The organism is Pseudomonas sp. 22490 (genome assembly GCF_052044465.1).
Lineage (GTDB): Bacteria > Pseudomonadota > Gammaproteobacteria > Pseudomonadales > Pseudomonadaceae > Pseudomonas > Pseudomonas aeruginosa.
The window spans coordinates 1-16,639 of record NZ_JBQENS010000043.1; the positions used below are offsets into that span (position 1 = coordinate 1).

The 16,639-nt window shown below is 67.3% G+C and carries 17 protein-coding genes; 7 read left to right on the top strand and 10 right to left on the bottom strand.

The window, feature by feature from the left end; genetic code table 11:
* Together oprB and ACTJJX_RS31010 are read left to right on the top strand one after the other, a co-directional pair.
* The coding region (gene oprB / locus ACTJJX_RS31005; RefSeq protein WP_019396298.1) for a carbohydrate porin OprB at nucleotides 1-1,257 on the top strand (1,257 nt) is incomplete at its 5' end.
* A 214-nt stretch (nucleotides 1,258-1,471) separates the two neighbouring features.
* Nucleotides 1,472-2,323: a D-hexose-6-phosphate mutarotase gene (locus ACTJJX_RS31010; RefSeq protein WP_003112064.1), complete on the top strand. Its 852-nt coding sequence runs from the start codon at nucleotides 1,472-1,474 to the stop codon at nucleotides 2,321-2,323.
* A gap of 8 nt (nucleotides 2,324-2,331) precedes the next feature.
* On the opposite strand, the gene ACTJJX_RS31015 is transcribed toward ACTJJX_RS31010, so the two are convergent.
* Complete coding sequence (locus tag ACTJJX_RS31015; protein ID WP_003091466.1) at nucleotides 2,332-3,189, bottom strand: MurR/RpiR family transcriptional regulator; 858 nt, start codon at nucleotides 3,187-3,189, stop codon at nucleotides 2,332-2,334.
* A gap of 186 nt (nucleotides 3,190-3,375) precedes the next feature.
* Here ACTJJX_RS31015 and zwf point away from each other — a divergent pair, with 186 nt between their 5' ends.
* From zwf to ACTJJX_RS31030, 3 genes are read left to right on the top strand one after another with little or no spacing between them, the layout of a single operon-like run.
* The gene (gene zwf / locus ACTJJX_RS31020) at nucleotides 3,376-4,845 is read left to right on the top strand and encodes a glucose-6-phosphate dehydrogenase (RefSeq protein ID WP_320535442.1); all 1,470 of its coding nucleotides are present in this window, start codon (nucleotides 3,376-3,378) and stop codon (nucleotides 4,843-4,845) included.
* The gene (gene pgl / locus ACTJJX_RS31025) at nucleotides 4,832-5,548 is read left to right on the top strand and encodes a 6-phosphogluconolactonase (RefSeq protein WP_003113441.1); all 717 of its coding nucleotides are present in this window, start codon (nucleotides 4,832-4,834) and stop codon (nucleotides 5,546-5,548) included. The genes zwf and pgl overlap by 14 nt, the downstream gene beginning before the upstream one ends.
* Nucleotides 5,549-5,565: 17 nt before the next feature.
* Nucleotides 5,566-6,228 carry a bifunctional 4-hydroxy-2-oxoglutarate aldolase/2-dehydro-3-deoxy-phosphogluconate aldolase gene (locus ACTJJX_RS31030; RefSeq protein WP_003138452.1) on the top strand — a complete coding sequence of 221 codons (663 nt, stop codon included), beginning with the start codon at nucleotides 5,566-5,568 and terminating at the stop codon, nucleotides 6,226-6,228.
* 89 nt (nucleotides 6,229-6,317) lie between these two features.
* Here ACTJJX_RS31030 and ACTJJX_RS31035 read toward each other — a convergent pair whose 3' ends face one another.
* Nucleotides 6,318-6,755 (bottom strand): NUDIX hydrolase, encoded by a 438-nt coding sequence (locus tag ACTJJX_RS31035; protein ID WP_003107683.1) that lies wholly within the window; start codon nucleotides 6,753-6,755, stop codon nucleotides 6,318-6,320.
* A 147-nt stretch (nucleotides 6,756-6,902) separates the two neighbouring features.
* On the opposite strand from ACTJJX_RS31035, the gene rluB reads away from it, so the two are divergent.
* Both rluB and ACTJJX_RS31045 read left to right on the top strand, forming a co-directional pair.
* Nucleotides 6,903-8,063 carry a 23S rRNA pseudouridine(2605) synthase RluB gene (gene rluB, locus ACTJJX_RS31040; protein WP_003113439.1) on the top strand — a complete coding sequence of 387 codons (1,161 nt, stop codon included), beginning with the start codon at nucleotides 6,903-6,905 and terminating at the stop codon, nucleotides 8,061-8,063.
* 92 nt (nucleotides 8,064-8,155) lie between these two features.
* Nucleotides 8,156-8,533: a hypothetical protein gene (locus ACTJJX_RS31045; RefSeq protein ID WP_003116415.1), complete on the top strand. Its 378-nt coding sequence runs from the start codon at nucleotides 8,156-8,158 to the stop codon at nucleotides 8,531-8,533.
* A 106-nt stretch (nucleotides 8,534-8,639) separates the two neighbouring features.
* Here the strand turns inward: ACTJJX_RS31045 and ACTJJX_RS31050 are convergent, their stop codons facing one another.
* From ACTJJX_RS31050 to ACTJJX_RS31085, 8 genes are all read right to left on the bottom strand, one after another.
* The gene (locus ACTJJX_RS31050) at nucleotides 8,640-9,563 is read right to left on the bottom strand and encodes a GGDEF domain-containing protein (RefSeq protein WP_003105929.1); all 924 of its coding nucleotides are present in this window, start codon (nucleotides 9,561-9,563) and stop codon (nucleotides 8,640-8,642) included.
* A gap of 228 nt (nucleotides 9,564-9,791) precedes the next feature.
* Nucleotides 9,792-11,006, bottom strand: a complete 1,215-nt coding sequence (gene gltS / locus ACTJJX_RS31055; protein WP_003105930.1) for a sodium/glutamate symporter — start codon at nucleotides 11,004-11,006, stop codon at nucleotides 9,792-9,794.
* A 38-nt stretch (nucleotides 11,007-11,044) separates the two neighbouring features.
* Nucleotides 11,045-11,980, bottom strand: a complete 936-nt coding sequence (gene hutG / locus ACTJJX_RS31060) for a formimidoylglutamase (protein ID WP_003091455.1) — start codon at nucleotides 11,978-11,980, stop codon at nucleotides 11,045-11,047.
* Nucleotides 11,981-11,995: 15 nt separating this feature from the next.
* Nucleotides 11,996-12,724 (bottom strand): IclR family transcriptional regulator, encoded by a 729-nt coding sequence (locus ACTJJX_RS31065; protein ID WP_003091454.1) that lies wholly within the window; start codon nucleotides 12,722-12,724, stop codon nucleotides 11,996-11,998.
* Nucleotides 12,725-12,882: 158 nt separating this feature from the next.
* Nucleotides 12,883-13,623 carry a YciK family oxidoreductase gene (locus ACTJJX_RS31070; RefSeq protein ID WP_003091453.1) on the bottom strand — a complete coding sequence of 247 codons (741 nt, stop codon included), beginning with the start codon at nucleotides 13,621-13,623 and terminating at the stop codon, nucleotides 12,883-12,885.
* 64 nt (nucleotides 13,624-13,687) lie between these two features.
* Nucleotides 13,688-14,368 (bottom strand): N-acetylmuramic acid 6-phosphate phosphatase MupP, encoded by a 681-nt coding sequence (mupP, locus tag ACTJJX_RS31075; RefSeq protein ID WP_010895650.1) that lies wholly within the window; start codon nucleotides 14,366-14,368, stop codon nucleotides 13,688-13,690.
* Complete coding sequence (gene ubiG, locus ACTJJX_RS31080; protein WP_003122245.1) at nucleotides 14,365-15,063, bottom strand: bifunctional 2-polyprenyl-6-hydroxyphenol methylase/3-demethylubiquinol 3-O-methyltransferase UbiG; 699 nt, start codon at nucleotides 15,061-15,063, stop codon at nucleotides 14,365-14,367. Before ubiG ends, mupP begins: the two co-directional genes overlap by 4 nt.
* Before the next feature lie 150 nt (nucleotides 15,064-15,213).
* Nucleotides 15,214-16,548 carry a TRZ/ATZ family hydrolase gene (locus ACTJJX_RS31085; RefSeq protein ID WP_003116418.1) on the bottom strand — a complete coding sequence of 445 codons (1,335 nt, stop codon included), beginning with the start codon at nucleotides 16,546-16,548 and terminating at the stop codon, nucleotides 15,214-15,216.
* Nucleotides 16,549-16,639 lie beyond the last annotated feature (91 nt).

Below are 16,639 nucleotides of genomic sequence, written 5' to 3' on the forward strand. Positions count from 1 at the left end.
CCGAACTCGAAATGGATGCTCGGCGACTGGGGCGGCAAGCGCACCGAGCTGCTGGAGAAGGGCTACGACTTCAAGCTGGAGTACGTCGGCGAGGCGGCGGCCAACCTCGACGGCGGCTATGACGACGACAAGACCGGACGCTACACCGACCAGTTCGCCCTGGGCGTGCACATGGACCTGGAGAAGATCCTCGGCTGGAAGGCTACCGAGTTCCAGTTCACCGTCACCGAGCGCAACGGCAAGAACCTTTCCAACGACCGCATCGGCGACCCGCGTGCCGGGCACATCAGCTCGGTGCAGGAGGTCTGGGGCCGCGGGCAGACCTGGCGGCTGACCCAGCTGTGGCTCAAGCAGCAGTACTTCGACGGCGCGCTGGACGTGAAATTCGGCCGTTTCGGCGAGGGCGAGGACTTCAACAGCTTCCCCTGCGATTTCCAGAACCTGGCCTTCTGCGGCTCGCAGGTGGGCAACTGGGCGGGGAGCATCTGGTACAACTGGCCGGTCAGCCAGTGGGCGTTGCGGGTGAAGTACAACTTCGCGCCGGACTGGTACGTGCAGGTCGGCGCCTACGAGCAGAACCCGTCGAACCTGGAGACCGGCAACGGCTTCAAGATGAGCGGCAGCGGGACCAAGGGCGCGTTGCTGCCGGTGGAGCTGATCTGGCAGCCGAAGGTCGGCGCCGAGCAACTGCCGGGCGAGTACCGGCTGGGTTACTACTACAGCACGGCGAAGGCCGATGACGTCTACGACGACGTCGACGGCCAGCCGCAGGGGCTGACCGGCAACGACTTCAAGTCGCGCGGCAGCAAGCATGGCTGGTGGGTGGTGGCGCAGCAGCAGGTCACTTCGCACAACGGCGATGCCTCGCGCGGGTTGAGCCTGTTCGCCAACCTGACGGTCCACGACAAGGCGACCAACGTGGTGGACAACTACCAGCAGCTCGGGGTGGTCTACAAGGGTCCGTTCGACGCGCGGCCGAAGGACGACATCGGCCTGGGCATCGCGCGCATCCATGTCAACGACGATGTGAAGAAGCGCCAGCGCCTGGTGAACCAGGTGAACGGCATCGACGACTACGACAACCCGCTGTACCAGCCGCTGCAGGACACCGAGTACAACGCCGAGCTGTACTACGGGGTGCATGTGACCGACTGGCTGACGGTGCGGCCGAACCTGCAGTACATCAAGCAGCCGGGCGGGGTCGACGAGGTCGACAACGCGCTGGTGGCGGGGATCAAGATCCAGACGGTGTTCTGATCGTCGCGTTGCCTGCTCCGGTGTTGTGCCTGGACCCGCCCGAGCGTTTCGGGCGGGCCGTTTTTTTCCGGCGACCGCTCTTCCCGGCTGCCTGTTACAAACCGACTACGCTTTTCCTGTGCCGATCATTTGGGGCTTGCGTGCGAAATGTAGTAAAACTACACGGATGCACGCCCGGGCTTTCCGGGAAGGGGAGAGGGTAGGACAATCGGACATGCTTGAGCATCCGCTGCAGCGTTTCTTTCATTCCATGCGGGCCAAGCGACCGTTCGACTGGGTACGCTTCCAACGTCGCGATCTGCTGTTGATCGACCATCCGCTGTGCCAGGCCGTATTCAGTCGGCAAGGGGCGCAGCTCCTGCATTTCCAGCCGCAGGGCGAACGCCCGTTGCTGTGGTGCGCCAGCGAATGGCCGGCCCTCAGCAGCGCGCCGGTGCGCGGCGGCATCCCGGTCTGCTGGCCGTGGTTCGGCAGCCATCCGAACGGCAGCGAATGGCCGCAGCAGGGCTGGGCGCGGCAACGCGAATGGCGCCTGCTGGATGCCTACGCCGACGAAAGCAAGGTGGTGGTGAGCTGGCAACTGGACCTGGAGGACTGGCACGTGCGCCTCGATGCGCGCCTTGGCCAGCGCCTGGAGCTGGAGCTGTGCAGCTACCATGAGGAAGACGACGATTGCCTGTTCAGCTTCGCCCTGCAGCCCTACTGGCGGGTCGGCGCGCTGAGCCGGGTGGTGGTGCACGGCATGGAGCTGGAGTCGGCTCGCGGCCAGCGCGGCGCTTCGCGGATTCCGGGAACCTGGATACCGCGCGGCGCGGTCAAGCAGGTGCTCTACCATCCCGGATCGCTGGTGCTGGAGGACGGCGGCTGGAACCGCCGCTTGCGGATCGACAAGAACGTCAGCGCCGGCAGCGTGATCTGGCACCCCGGCAGCCGCCCGGTGGAGCAGGTCGAGCCGGGCGAAGCGGAACGCTTCCTCTGTATCGGCGCCGCTGGCTACCGCCCGGGCGGGCTGATCCTGGCGCCCGGCGAACGCATGCGCCTGAGTCTCGCCGCCGGCCTGCAATAGGCGGGCGGTCAGTTGTCCTCGTCGAGGGGATAGCGGGTTGGCACCAGGCTTTCCTTGATCCGCCGCAGGTGCGGCTGGAAGTCCACGCCGCGGCGCAGGGTCACTCCGGTGGCCAGTACGTCGAGCACGGTGAGCTGGACGATCCGCGAAGTCATCGGCATGTAGATGTCGGTGTCTTCCGGCAACGGGATGTCCAGGCACAGGGTGCTGGCCCTGGCCAGCGGCGAGCCGGCGGCGGTCAGGCCGAGCACCGAGGCGCCGTTCTCCCGCGCCAGGTGCGCCACCTCCACCAGCTCGCGGGTGCGTCCGGTATAGGAAATCACCACGAACAGGTCGCCGGTATGCGCCACCGAGGCGATCATCCGTTGCATCAGCACGTCGGCCTGGGCGCTCACCGCCAGGTTGAAGCGGAAGAACTTGTGCTGCGCGTCGAGCGCTACCGAGGCCGAGGCGCCGAGACCGAAGAAGTGGATCTGCCGGGCCTGGATCAACAGGTCCACGGCGCGGTCGATGACGCGTGGGTCGAGCAGCTTGTGGGCGCTGTCGAGGGAGGCGATGGTGTTGCTGAAGATCTTCCGCGTATAGGCTTCCGGCCCGTCGTCCTCGGCTACCGCCTGGGTCACGAAGGCAGCGCCGCTGGCCAGGCTCTGGGCCAGCTGGATCTTCAGTTCCGGATAGCCGCTCATGCCGAAGGAGCGACAGAAGCGGTTCACCGTCGGTTCGCTGACCGCTGCCGCCTGGGCCAGGGCGGCGATGCTGAAGCGGGTGGCCTGCTGCGGGTTCTGCAGGATGACCTCGGCGACTTTGCGCTCCGCCTTGTTCAGTTCGTCCAGGCGGCTCTGGATCTGCTCCAGCAGGTTTTTCATCCGGGTTCCTCGTGTTCTGTCGGCCCGGCGGGGAAGGGCCGGCGGCGGCGCCTATCCTAACGTCAGGCCGGCATGCGACCAACAGCGTGGCGGGCTGGGAAAAATATGTTGTTTAATTACTACATATTTGTCTTAATTGCGCAGTGGATGGCTCAATATCACTCAATATTTGGTTGGTAACAACAAATGCCTGATGTCCGCGTTCTGCCTCGCACGTTAGCGCTGTTCGGTGCGCTGGGCGATCTCGCCTTGCGCAAGCTGTTCCCGGCGCTCTACCAACTCGATCGCGAGAACCTGCTGCACCGCGATACCCGCGTCCTGGCCCTGGCCCGTGACGAAGGCGCTCCCGCCGAACACCTGGCGACGCTGGAGCAGCGCCTGCGCCTGGCGGTGCCGGCGAAGGAGTGGGACGACGCGGTCTGGCAGCGTTTCCGCGAACGCCTCGACTACCTGAGCATGGACTTCCTCGACCCGCAGGCCTATGTCGGCTTGCGCGAGGCGGTGGATGACGAACTGCCGCTGGTCGCCTACTTCGCCACGCCGGCCTCGGTGTTCGGCGGCATCTGCGAGAACCTCGCCGCCGCCGGTCTCGCCGAGCGCACCCGGGTGGTGCTGGAGAAGCCTATCGGTCATGACCTGGAGTCGTCCCGCGAGGTCAACGAGGCAGTCGCCCGGTTCTTCCCGGAAAGCCGCATCTACCGGATCGACCATTACCTGGGCAAGGAGACGGTGCAGAACCTGATCGCCCTGCGCTTCGCCAACAGCCTCTTCGAGACCCAGTGGAACCAGAACCACATCTCCCACGTGGAGATCACCGTGGCCGAGAAGGTCGGCATCGAAGGCCGCTGGGGCTACTTCGACCAGGCCGGGCAACTGCGCGACATGGTGCAGAACCACCTGCTGCAACTGCTCTGCCTGATCGCCATGGATCCGCCCAGCGACCTTTCGGCGGACAGCATTCGCGACGAGAAGGTCAAGGTCCTCCGCGCCCTCGAGCCGATTCCCGCAGAACAACTGGCTTCGCGCGTGGTGCGTGGGCAGTACACCGCCGGTTTCAGCGACGGCAAGGCAGTGCCGGGCTACCTGGAGGAGGAACATGCGAATCGCGACAGCGACGCGGAAACCTTCGTCGCCCTGCGCGTGGATATCCGCAACTGGCGCTGGTCGGGCGTGCCGTTCTACCTGCGCACCGGCAAGCGCATGCCGCAGAAGCTGTCGCAGATCGTCATCCACTTCAAGGAGCCGCCGCACTACATCTTCGCTCCCGAGCAGCGTTCGCTGATCAGCAACCGGCTGATCATCCGCCTGCAGCCGGACGAAGGTATCTCCCTGCAAGTGATGACCAAGGACCAGGGCCTGGGCAAGGGCATGCAATTGCGTACCGGCCCGCTGCAACTGAGTTTTTCCGAGACCTACCACGCGGCGCGGATTCCCGATGCCTACGAGCGTCTGCTGCTGGAGGTCACCCAGGGCAACCAGTACCTGTTCGTGCGCAAGGACGAGGTGGAGTTCGCCTGGAAGTGGTGCGACCAGCTGATCGCTGGCTGGGAACGCCTGAGCGAAGCGCCCAAGCCGTATCCGGCGGGGAGTTGGGGGCCGGTGGCCTCGGTGGCCCTGGTGGCCCGCGATGGGAGGAGTTGGTATGGCGATTTCTGAGTTGAAGCTGCCGGCCGGCGTCGGCCTGCAGGTCTGGGGCAGCGCCGCCGAGCAGGCCCGCGGCCTGGCCGCCGAGGTCGCCGGCCGGTTGCGCTCGGCGCTGGCCGAGCAGGGCCAGGCGCTGCTGGTGGTGTCCGGTGGGCGCAGTCCGGTGGCCTTCCTCGAAGCCTTGAGCGAGGAGCCGCTGGACTGGTCGCGGATCACCGTCAGCCTGGCCGACGAGCGCTGGGTGCCGGAGTCGCATGCCGATAGCAACGCCGGCCTGGTTCGCCGCCACCTGCTCCGTGGCGAGGCGGCGAAGGCGCGCTTCATCGGCCTCTACCAGCCGGCGGCGAGCCTGGAGGAAGCGGCCGAGCTGGCCGACCATCACCTGCACGAGCTGCCATTGCCGATCGACGTGCTGGTCCTCGGCATGGGCGACGACGGCCATACCGCCTCGCTGTTCCCGAACAGCCCTGGCCTGGACCTGGCGATGGATCCCCAGGGGACGCGCCGTTGCCTGCCGATGTGGGCGCCGAGCGTGCCGCACCAGCGCCTGACCCTGCCGCGCGCCGTGCTGGCGGCGGCGAAGGTGCAGCTGCTGGCGATCCAGGGCCAGTCCAAGCTGGCCACCCTGAACGCCGCGCTGGCGGTCGAGGACGAACGGCGGATGCCGGTTCGCGCCTTCCTCCGCGCGCCGCTGACGATCCATTGGTACCCCTGAGTGGCGGAGCTGTAACCATGCACAACCTTGAACAGAAGACCGCCCGCATCGACACGCTGTGCCGGGAGGCGCGCATCCTCCCGGTGATCACCATCGACCGCGAGGCGGACATCCTGCCGATGGCCGATGCCCTCGCCGCCGGCGGCCTGACCGCCCTGGAGATCACCCTGCGCACGGCGCACGGGCTGACCGCCATCCGGCGCCTCAGCGAGGAGCGCCCGCACCTGCGCATCGGCGCCGGCACCGTGCTCGACCCGCAGACCTTCGCCGCTGCGGAAAAGGCCGGGGCGAGCTTCGTGGTCACCCCGGGTTGCACCGACGAGTTGCTGCGCTTCGCCCTGGACAGCGAAGTCCCGCTGTTGCCCGGCGTGGCCAGCGCTTCCGAGATCATGCTCGCCTACCGCCATGGCTACCGCCGCTTCAAGCTGTTTCCCGCCGAAGTCAGCGGCGGCCCGGCGGCGCTGAAGGCGTTCTCGGGACCATTCCCCGATATCCGCTTCTGCCCCACCGGAGGCGTCAGCCTGAACAATCTCGCCGACTACCTGGCGGTACCCAACGTGATGTGCGTCGGCGGCACCTGGATGCTGCCCAAGGCCGTGGTCGACCGCGGCGACTGGGCCCAGGTCGAGCGCCTCAGCCGCGAAGCCCTGGAGCGCTTCGCCGAGCACCGCAGACACTGAGACTGCCCGCCTGGGCATGCCCGGCTTCGGCCGGGTTTTTTTATGCCGTCCGGATTATCCGGGGCATGGAACGGCTAACGTCATCGGCGTTATTCGCCGATGCGCCGGCGTTCCCGCAGATAGTCGCCGAGCCGGCTCTGCAGGTAGGGTACGGCCATGGCATGCGCGAGGTAGGCGTCCACCTCCATCAATCGCCAGTATTGTCCTTCGTCGCCGAAGCGGATGGCCTCGAACTCGCGGTCCTCCAGGCGCGCCACCAGGAAGTAGGCGAAGGGCGCGCTGCCGCTGGTGCTCGGATACTGTCGCTGCCATTCGATACGAGGTTCTTCCAGGCGGATGGAGAACTCTTCCTCGAGTTCGCGCAGGGCGCATTCGGCAGGCGTCTCCAGGCCCTCACGGCCGCCGCCGGGAAAGTCCCAGTAGCCGGGGAAGGGAATGCCGGGTTTTTCGTCGCGTTTGTAGACGACCAGGTGGTCGCCATAGAACAGCGCCAGCTTGGCGCCGCTGAAGGGAGGGACATCGTGCACCGGGGCCTCCGGGTGGCGGGGTGGGTGAACCCGGCCTAGTCTAGCGGGATTGTCCGGGTTTCCGCCCGGGGACGGTGCTTTGTCCTGACGAAGCGCGTATGATGCGCGCCCTTCGATTCGTTGCCAGCCACACCGGGAGGTGCCCAGATGAACGATACCCCAGAGAATCCCCACGTACCGGTCGGGGAAAAATTGCAGAAAGTCCTCGCCCGTCTCGGCGTCGGTTCCCGGCGCGACGTAGAAGTGTGGATCGCCGAAGGTCGGGTCAACGTCAATGGCAGCGTGGCCAGCCTCGGCCAGCGGGTCGACAGCCACGATGCGATCACCGTCGATGGCCACCTGATCCGCCGCGAAGAGGCCGCCGAGAGTGTCCGTCGCGTGCTGATCTACAACAAGCCGGAAGGCGAGGTCTGCACCCGCGACGATCCGGAAGGCCGCCCGACCATCTTCGACCGCCTGCCGCGCCTGCGCACCGGTCGCTGGATCAATGTCGGTCGCCTGGACATCAATACCACCGGCCTGCTGCTGTTCACCACCGATGGCGAACTGGCCAACCGCCTGATGCATCCTTCCTATGAGATGGACCGTGAATACGCGGTACGGGTGCGCGGCGAGGTCACCGAAGAGATGATCGAGCGCCTGCTCAACGGCGTGATGCTCGAGGACGGCCCGGCCAAGTTCAGCGATATCCAGCAGGCGCCGGGCGGCGAAGGCTTCAACCACTGGTACCACTGCGTAGTGATGGAGGGCCGCAACCGCGAGGTGCGCCGGTTGTGGGAATCCCAGGGGTTGGTGGTCAGCCGCCTCAAGCGGGTGCGTTTCGGCCCGGTGTTCCTGACCTCCGAGCTGACCATGGGCCGCTACCGCGAAATGGACCAGCGCGAGATCGACATCCTCAGCGAGGAAGTCGGCCTCAAGCCGGTGGCCCTGCCGGGCATGACCACCAAGGCGCGCGAGAAGGCCGAACGCCAGCAGCGCAAGCAGGCCCGTCCGCTGGCGCGCAGCGAGCGTCCGGAAGCCGGGCGCAAGCGTGCGCCGCGGCGCGAGGACGGCGAAAATGCCGCTCGTCGCGCGCCGGCTTCGCGTCCCGCGCGCGGTCCGCAGCCGAGCGCCGAGCGCAAGGGGCGCGAGCAGGGTACTCCGGTTGCCGAGCGGCCCCGCGAGAGCAACCGCAAGCCGCGCCCGAGCAAGCCGCGCGACGAGCGTCCGGCCAGCGCGCCGGGCGACAAGCCGGCGGCCCGCAAGCCGCAGGTCAAGCGGCGGCCGAAACCGGCCGGCGACGGTATGCGTCCGGGCTTCCGCCGCTGAGCGGAAAGCGCCCTGGAAAGGCCCCTTCGGGGGCCTTTTTCATGCCTGGGAATCGGTGTCTAATGGTCGCCCGCACACAAGGAGGTGGTGAAATGCACAGGATCCTGGCTATCGCGCTCTGCATGCTATGGAGCGTCGCCGGGCTGGCCGCGGATGCGGCGATGCCGGCGCAGAGCTGCGCAAGCCTTGGCGAGGCGACGGCCGGCCCCGAGGACAACTTCCGTCCGCCGCTGGAGGGCGAGGTGATCGACAAGGGGCGCGCCTATTTCCACAGCGCGCCGCGTGCCGACTGTGTCACCGGGGTCTTCGTGATTCCCGGCGACTTCATCACTGTCTACAAGCCGAGCGGCGAGTGGCTGAACGTCATGTACGTGGCTCGAGACGGCAAGGAAACCAGCGGCTGGCTGCTGGAGAAGCGCGTCCGCTTGCGCCAGGCCTATGGCGGCCCGGACGAGCCGGCGCAGCCATAAGAGGCAGGACCTTGGCGGAAACCGTGACTGCGCCGGTGAGAGCCGTTGCTACTGCCGTCGCCCGATGCGCCCGCTCCGCGCTTCGGGGTGTGCGAGTCGGCAAGCCTCAGGCGCAGCGCAGGCGGTTGCGGCCGTCGCGCTTGGCTTCGTAGAGCGCCTCGTCGACCCGTCGCAGCAGGTCGTCGCTGCCTTCGCCGGGCCGCAGGTCGGCGCAACCGAGGCTGATCGACAGCTTCAGCGGTTCGCCGGCGTGCCGGTAGTCCAGTTCCTCCACAGCCTGGCGCAGGCGTTCGCCGACCATGCAGGCAGCCTGCAGCGGCGTGCTGGACAGCAGGACGAGGAATTCCTCGCCGCCGAAGCGGAACACCATGTCGACATTGCGCAGGTGGTCCTTGATGGTTTCCGCCACGGCCTTGAGGGCTTCGTCGCCGACGGCGTGACCGTAGTGGTCGTTGACCCGCTTGAAGTGGTCGATATCGAGCATCAGCACCGACAGCGGTTGCAGGTTGCGCCGGGCCAGTTCCAGTTCGCGGCCGAGCGCCTGGTCCATGGCGATGCGGTTGCCGGTGCCGGTCAGGGCGTCGCGCAGGGCGGTCTGGATCGCGGCGCGATAGAGCAGGGCGTTGCGCAGCGGGAACAGCAGGGTGCCGAGCAGGCTCTCCAGTTGCCGTTGTTCGTCTTCGCCGAGGCGCTGGCGGCGACGGAAGATCAGTTCGCCGAGGTAGTCGCTGTCATGGCTCAGGCGATAGCTCACCGAATGCTTGGCGCTGCTGCCGAACTCCAGGCGCAGGTCGGAGCCCGGATGGCGGTAGCCAAGGGCGTCCAGCGGGATCAGTTGGCGGACTTCCTCGAAGAACAGGCCGAGAATCCGCTCTGCCTCCAGGCTGCTCTGCAACTGTAGGGTCAGTTGCTGGCGCAACTCCGTCAGGTTGCTGGCGCGCGGCCCGCTGGCGTTGCCGCCGGGCTGGGGGCCGCGCTTCTGCTTGGCGGCGTCGAAATCGATGGTATTGGACTGCTTGGGAGGAGCCATGCGCGGAACCTCTGGCGCGAAAGACGGCGACAGTAGGGCTAAGGCGAGTTTCGTGCCAGCCAACTGAAGAACGGAGAAATCAGAGGCACAGACAGGTTTTCCTAGGAATGGTTTCCACATTCTGTAGGAATTTCGGAGAGATTTCGACGGAATAATGGCGTTTTGCTGGCGAGTGGCCGAGGCGCTCGTCGGAAAGCTGGCGCTCCGCTAGCGGAGCGCCGTCATGGTTCAACTGAAGGCGTTGATGAACCAGGTGATCGCCGGGATGGCGACGAGATCGATCAGTACCGCGCCGCACAGGGGCACGATGATGAAGGCCTTGTGCGAGAACACCCGATAGTGCTCGCAGACCGCGCCCATGTTGGCCACCGCGTTGGGCGTGGCGCCCAGGCCGTGGCCGAGGAAGCCGGCGCAGAGCACCGCGGCGTCGTAGTTGCGGCCGAGCAGGCGGAACAGCACGAAGATCGTCAGCAGCAACAGCACCGCGACCTGGATGAACAGTACGCCGAGCAGCGGCAGGCCGAGGTTCTCCAGCTCCCAGAACTTCAGGCTCATCATCGCCATGGTCAGGAAGATGCCCAGGCAGACGTCGCCCAGGGTACCGACGGCGTGGTCCGGAATGCGCAGCCAGCCGAGCCGGTCGTCGAGGTTGCGCAGGACGATGGCGATGAACATCGCCCCGACATAACTGGGCAGCACCAGGCCCAGGCGTTCCTCGAGCGCGTCGCCGAGCCAGAAGCCGAGCACCATCACCAGCAGCACGCAGGTCAGCAGGCGCAGCAGGAGATTGCCGTCCAGCGTGGCCGCCGCATGCTGGCGTCGCTCCTGCTGGCCGAGGGCTTCCAGCCGATTGTCGCTTTCCGCCTGCACCGGCAGGCGGTTGCGTTCGATCAGCCAGCGCGCCACCGGGCTGCCGAGCAGCCCGCCAGCGACCATGCCGAAGGTGGCCGAGGCCAGCGCCACGGTGGTCGCGCCCTGGGCGCCGAGCCCTTCCGCAACCGGGCCGAAGGCCGCCGCCGCGCCGAAGCCGCCTTCCAGCGAGACCGCGCCGGCCATGATCCCGAGCAACGGGTCGAGGCCGAGCAGTCCGGCGCTGCCGACGCCGATCAGGTTCTGCAGTATCGCCAGCGCCCAGCAGGCCGACAGGTAGACCAGCAGGGTCTTGCCGCCCTTGCGCAGCAGGCCGAGGCTGCCACCGAGGCCGACGGTGGTGAAGAACGCCACCATCAGGGGTGTCTGCAGGCTGGTGTCGAGGCCGATGTCGAGCCAGCCGCGATCCCTGAGCAGCCAGACCAGGAAGGCGAAGCCGAAGCCGGCGATCACCGGCGACGGTACGCACAGACGTGTCAGCCAGCGGCTGCGCTTCTTCAATTGGCTGCCGAGGGCGAGCAGGAGCAGGGCGAGGGCGGTGGTGGACAGGGCGTCCAGGTGCAATGTCGGCATGGCGTGGCTCTATTGTTGTTGTGTGGGCGAAAGGGCGATCAGTTGACCAGGCTGTCGACCAGGCGCGCGGCGATCCGGGCGGTGCGCTGGTCGCTATCGAGTTGCGGGTTGAGTTCGGCGATGTCGGCCAGGCGCAGCTTGCCGCTGGCCTTGGCGCGGCGGACCAGGTGCTCCACCACCGGCATCTCCACGCCGTGCGCCGAGGGCGCGCTGACGCCGGGCGCCTGGGCGGCCGGGAGCACGTCGAGGCAAACGGTCAGGTAGAGGTGGTCGACGGATTGCAGGAAGCTGTCGAGGAAGGCTTCGCTGCGTTCCAGGTTCCACGGCTGCAACTGGCGGTCCAGCAGGTAGCGCACACCCAGGCGCTGGGCCTGGTCGAACAGCGCCGCGGTGTTGCTCAGGCGGCTGATGCCCAGGCAGCAGTAGGCGAACGGCCAGTCGCTGGCCTGGCAGAGTTCGGCGATCTGGCGGAACGGCGTGCCGGAGCTGGCCCGTTCGGCGTGGCGCAGGTCGAAATGCGCGTCGAAATTGAGGATACCGATGCGCGGCAGGCGCTCATGCCGACTCAAGTGGCGGGCGAGGCCGGCGAAGCTGGCGTAGGCGATTTCGTGGCCGCCGCCCAGGCCGACCACCCGGTGGCCGCGCGCGAGCAGGTCGGCGACGCGTTGCGCGTAGCGTTCCTGGGCGGCTTCCAGATCGTCGCCGGCGACGATGTCGCCGGCATCGTAGATCGCTTGCTCGCCGTGCCAGGCCAGGTTGGCCAGCGCGCGACGCAAGGCTGGCGGTCCGTGGCGCGCGCCCTGGCGACCCTGGTTGCGGCGCACGCCTTCGTCGCTGGCGAAACCGAGCAGCACGCTGGCCGCTTCGGCGTCGTCTGCGTAGGGACGCATCCATTGGTGCCAGCGCCGCGCGTCGGCGCCTTCCTGGCTATCGATCCGGCCTTGCCAGAGGCTCATGTCGGGGGCGGGGTACATCGAAACTCCTGTTGGTCAGTCCAGCCGCGCGGAAAGTCGCGCGGCGGCGTCGAGGGTCCATTGCCGCAAGCGTTCGCTGCGCGACTGGGCGCGCAAGGCGGGGGCCATCAGGCTGAGGGCGCCGTGCAGGCGCTGGCGGCTGTCCAGCAGCGGTACGCTGATGCCCCAGACGCCTTCGTCGATCTCGCCCTGGCTGACGGCGTAGCCCTGTTCGCGGATCAGCCGGAGTTCCTGCTCCAGCTTGTCGATACGCTCGGCGGAGAGTTCCTGGGCGAGGTACAGCTCCTCGCGCCGTTCGTCCTCCAGGTGCGCCAGCAGGGCTTTGGCCGAGGCGCCATGCAACAGCGGCTGCGCCAGCCCTTTCTGGTAGCAGCAGCGCAGTGGCTGCGGACTGTCGAACAGTTCCAGGCAGATCGCCTGCTGGTTGCTGGCCACCATCAGCGCCACGCTCTCCTGGCTCAGGTCGGCCAGGCGCTTGAGTTCCGGTTTGGCGAGACCGATCAGCGAGGCCTCGCGATCGAATTTCTTCGCCAGTTGCAGGCAGGCCGGGCCGGGCAGGTAGCGGCCCTGGCCGGCCTGTTCTTCGGCCAGGCCCCAGCGCAACAGGGTCTTCAGGTGCCGGTAGGTGCTGCTCAGCGGCTGCTCCAGGGTCAGCGACAGCTCCTTGGCAGACAGGGCTTCGGGAGCCTGGCCGAGGGCAATGAGGATCTGCAGCAGGCGATCGGTGGGGGAATGCTTCGACATGGGAACTCCTTGACCCACAGGGTGAAGGCGATTTCCCGGAAAATGAAACCACTTTCCCACTCAGTGGGAAAAATATGCAAAAAGAATGGGAAGTTCCGGACGGGAAGAGGGAAGGGAAGGACAGGGCAGCCTCGCCGGGCGGCGAGGCTGCCGGGGAATCACTGGGCGTCGAAGGCCTGGCCGTTGACGCCGGCGCTGTCCGGCCCCATGAGGTACAGGTAGACCGGCATGATCTCCTCGCCGGTGGGGTTGTTCAGCGGGTTTTCCCCAGGGTAGGCGAGGGCGCGCATACTGGTGCGGGTGGCGCCGGGGTTGACGCTGTTGGCGCGGATCGCGCTGGTACCGTCGAGTTCGTCGGCAAGGGTCTGCATCAGGCCCTCGGTGGCGAACTTCGATACCGAATAGGCGCCCCAGTAGGCGCGGCCCTTCCGGCCCACGCTGCTCGAGGTAAAGATGATCGAGGCGTCGCTGGAGAGCTTCATCAGCGGCAGCATGGCGGTGGTCAGCATGAACATGGCATTGACGTTCACCTGCATCACGCGCATGAAGTTCTCCCCGGAAATCTGCTGCATCGGCGAGCGCGGACCGAGGATCGAAGCGTTGTGCAGCAGGCCGTCGATGCGGCCGAACTCGTTCTCCAGGGTTGCCGCCAGTTCCTCGAACTGGTGCGGCTGGGCGGTCTCCAGGTTGAACGGGATCACGGCGGCCTGCGGATGGCCGGCGGCCTCGATGGCGTCGTAGACCTCGTTCAGGTACTCCTCGGTCTTGCCCAGCAGCAGCACGGTGGCGCCGTGGGCGGCGAAGGTCTTGGCGGCGGCGGCGCCGATGCCGCGGCCGGCGCCGGTGACCAGGATCACGCGGTCTTTCAGCAGGTCGGGGCGGGCGGAGTACTGGAACATGTCGAATCCTTTGAATGCATGACCCGCCTGGCGGCGGGTCGTTGTCTGTCGGCGGCGCTGCGGATCAGCAGTCGCAGAGCGCGCGGTCGAGAACGTCGATGAGTTCGCGCGGGTGGTCGACGATCACGTCGGCGCCCCAGTGCGCGGGGTTGTCTTCGGGGTGGATGTAGCCGTAGCGCACCGCCGCGGTCTTGGTCCCGGCGTCGCGGCCGGATTCGATGTCGCGCAGGTCGTCGCCGATGAACAGCACCCTCGACGGATCGATGCCGAGCTGGCTACAGGCCAGTAGCAGCGGCTCGGGATCGGGCTTGCTGCGGGTCACGTGGTCCGGGCAGACCAGCACCCTGGAACGCTCGGCGTAGCCCAGGCGCTGCATGATCGGTTCGGCGAAGCGCACCGGCTTGTTGGTCACCACGCCCCAGATCAACCCGGCTTTCTCGATCGCCGCGAGCAGTTCGGGGATGCCGTCGTAGGGCCGGCTGAGAACCGCGCAATGCTCCTGGTAGCGGTCGAGGAACTCCTGGCGCAGGGGTTCCACTTCCGGGCTGTCCAGCGACAGGCCGAAGGCCGCGGCAACCATCGCGCGCGCGCCGCCGGAGACCACGTCGCGCACCCGTTGCTCGTCCACCGGCGGCAGGCCGTGGGCGGCACGCATGGCCTGGGTGATGGCGATGAAGTCCGGCGCCGTGTCGAGCAGGGTGCCATCCATGTCGAACAGTACCGCTTTGAGCCGCATGCGCTTCACGCCTCCCGCTGGGTCTGGACCATGTAGTTGACGTCGACGTCGTTGGCCAGCTTGTAGTGCTTGGTCAGCGGGTTGTAGGTCAGGCCGATGATGTCCTTGACCTCGAGACCGGCCTCGCGCGACCAGGCGCCGAGTTCCGACGGACGGATGAACTTGCGGAAATCGTGGGTCCCGCGCGGCAGCAACTGGAGGATGTATTCCGCGCCGATCACCGCGAACAGGTAGGCCTTGGGATTGCGGTTGATGGTCGAGAGGAATACCTGTCCGCCCGGCTTGACCAGGCGGTGGCAGGCGCGGATCACCGAGGCCGGGTCCGGCACGTGTTCGAGCATCTCCAGGCAGGTGACCACGTCGAATTGCCCGGGCATTTCCTCGGCCATCTGCTCGGCGGTGATCTGCCGGTAGTCGACGGCGACGCCGGATTCCAGCTGGTGCAGGCGCGCCACCGCGAGCGGCGCTTCGCCCATGTCGATGCCGGTGACGCTGGCGCCGCGCTGGGCCATGGCTTCGCTGAGGATGCCGCCGCCGCAACCGATGTCGAGCACCTTCTTGCCGGCCAGGCCGGCGCGCTCGTCGATCCAGTTGACGCGCAGCGGGTTGATGTCGTGGAGCGGCTTGAACTCGCTCTCGCGGTCCCACCAGCGATGGGCCAGTGCCTCGAATTTGGCGATCTCGGCGTGGTCGACGTTGCTCATAATCGTTCCCGTTGAAGAGTGAAGCCTTTGGGGGAAGGGCCGCGGCGGCGGAATCCAATCCTTCATGTTGCCAGCTTTGGCGGAGGGATGGGGCCGGCGGCGGTTCGCCTTCCTATGTCAGTTTGTCGCAGCGGGCCGGCCCGCCGCGGTTCAGGACCTGTCGCTGGCGGCGATCTTCGCCCCCCATTCGCGGGCCCTGGCGATCAGGCGCTGTTCGTCGTGACGGAGCAGGCGGCCGTCGTCGAGGAGTTGCCTGCCGCCGACCCAGACGTGCCGCACGCAGTCGCGGCCGCTGGCATAGATAAGTTGCGAAACCGGGTCGTAGACCGGTTGCTGGGCCAGGCCGGACAGATCGAAGGCCACCAGGTCGGCGGCCTTGCCGGCTTCCAGGGAGCCGATCAGGCGCTCCAGGCCAAGCGCGCGGGCGCCGTTCAGGGTGGCCATGCGCAGCGCGCGGTGGGCGTCGAGGGCGGTGGCCTGGCCGTACACGGCCTTGGCCAGCAGCGCCGCGGTGCGGGTCTCGCCGAGCAGGTCGAGGTCGTTGTTGCTCGCCGCGCCGTCGGTGCCGATGGCTACGTTGACCCCGGCCTGCCAGAGTTTTTCCACCGGGCAGAAGCCGCTGGCCAGCTTGAGGTTGGATTCCGGGCAGTGGATCACCGAGCTGTTGGTTTCCACCAGCATCGCCAGGTCGTCGTCGTCCACCTGGGTCATGTGCACCGCCTGGAAGCGCGGGCCGAGCAGGCCGAGGCGGTGCAGGCGGGCCAGCGGGCGCTCGCCGTTGCGCTCCGTGGCCTGCTCCACCTCGAAGGCGGTCTCGTGGACGTGCATCTGGATGCTGGCGTCGAGTTCCTCGGTGAGCACCAGGATCTGCTCCAGCTTGTCGTCGCTCACCGTATAAGGGGCGTGCGGGCCGAAGGCGATGCGGATGCGCGGGTGGTGCTTGAGGTCGTCGAACAGCGCCATGCCCTGGCGGATCGCCTCGGCGCTGTCGCGGGCGCCGGGGATCGGGAAGTCCAGTACCGGGATCGCCACCTGGGCGCGGACCCCGCTGTCATGGACCACGCCGCAGATGGCCTGTGGATAGAAGTACATGTCGGAGAAACAGGTGATGCCGCCCTTTACCTGTTCGGCGATGGCCAGCTCCGTGCCGTCGCGGATGAAATCCTCGCTGACCCATTGGCCTTCGGCCGGCCAGATGTGGTCCTGCAGCCAGGTCATCAGCGGCAGGTCGTCGGCGAGACCGCGGAACAGACTCATCGCCGAATGGCCGTGGGCGTTGACCAGACCGGGGGCGAGCAGCATGCCGGGCAATTCGCGGATTTCCGTGGCGCCATGGCGCATGGCCTGCTCGCGCGGCGCGACCAGGGCTATCTGGCCGTCGCGGATGCCTAGCGCGTGGTCGCGCAGCACCACCCCGGCGGGCTCCACGGGGACGATCCAGGTCGGCAGCAGGAGGAGGTCGAAGGGGTTACGGACGTTGGGCATGGCGGCGCATCCTGGGCGCAGAGCGGGAAGCCGGAAGTATACCCGAGCGTCCGCGGCTGGGGCTCGTTATAATCCGCAGCTTTTCCGTGAT

Excerpts from the sequence above, each read along its gene's own strand:
- ACTJJX_RS31010 (WP_003112064.1), top strand. The coding sequence starts at position 1,472 with ATGCTTGAGCATCCGCTGCAGCGTTTCTTTCATTCCATGCGGGCCAAG.
- ACTJJX_RS31015 (WP_003091466.1), bottom strand. The coding sequence starts at position 3,189 with ATGAAAAACCTGCTGGAGCAGATCCAGAGCCGCCTGGACGAACTGAAC.
- zwf (WP_320535442.1), top strand. The coding sequence starts at position 3,376 with ATGCCTGATGTCCGCGTTCTGCCTCGCACGTTAGCGCTGTTCGGTGCG.
- pgl (WP_003113441.1), top strand. The coding sequence starts at position 4,832 with ATGGCGATTTCTGAGTTGAAGCTGCCGGCCGGCGTCGGCCTGCAGGTC.
- ACTJJX_RS31030 (WP_003138452.1), top strand. The coding sequence starts at position 5,566 with ATGCACAACCTTGAACAGAAGACCGCCCGCATCGACACGCTGTGCCGG.
- rluB (WP_003113439.1), top strand. The coding sequence starts at position 6,903 with ATGAACGATACCCCAGAGAATCCCCACGTACCGGTCGGGGAAAAATTG.
- ACTJJX_RS31045 (WP_003116415.1), top strand. The coding sequence starts at position 8,156 with ATGCACAGGATCCTGGCTATCGCGCTCTGCATGCTATGGAGCGTCGCC.
- ACTJJX_RS31050 (WP_003105929.1), bottom strand. The coding sequence starts at position 9,563 with ATGGCTCCTCCCAAGCAGTCCAATACCATCGATTTCGACGCCGCCAAG.
- gltS (WP_003105930.1), bottom strand. The coding sequence starts at position 11,006 with ATGCCGACATTGCACCTGGACGCCCTGTCCACCACCGCCCTCGCCCTG.
- hutG (WP_003091455.1), bottom strand. The coding sequence starts at position 11,980 with ATGTACCCCGCCCCCGACATGAGCCTCTGGCAAGGCCGGATCGATAGC.
- ACTJJX_RS31065 (WP_003091454.1), bottom strand. The coding sequence starts at position 12,724 with ATGTCGAAGCATTCCCCCACCGATCGCCTGCTGCAGATCCTCATTGCC.
- ACTJJX_RS31070 (WP_003091453.1), bottom strand. The coding sequence starts at position 13,623 with ATGTTCCAGTACTCCGCCCGCCCCGACCTGCTGAAAGACCGCGTGATC.
- ubiG (WP_003122245.1), bottom strand. The coding sequence starts at position 15,063 with ATGAGCAACGTCGACCACGCCGAGATCGCCAAATTCGAGGCACTGGCC.
- ACTJJX_RS31085 (WP_003116418.1), bottom strand. The coding sequence starts at position 16,548 with ATGCCCAACGTCCGTAACCCCTTCGACCTCCTCCTGCTGCCGACCTGG.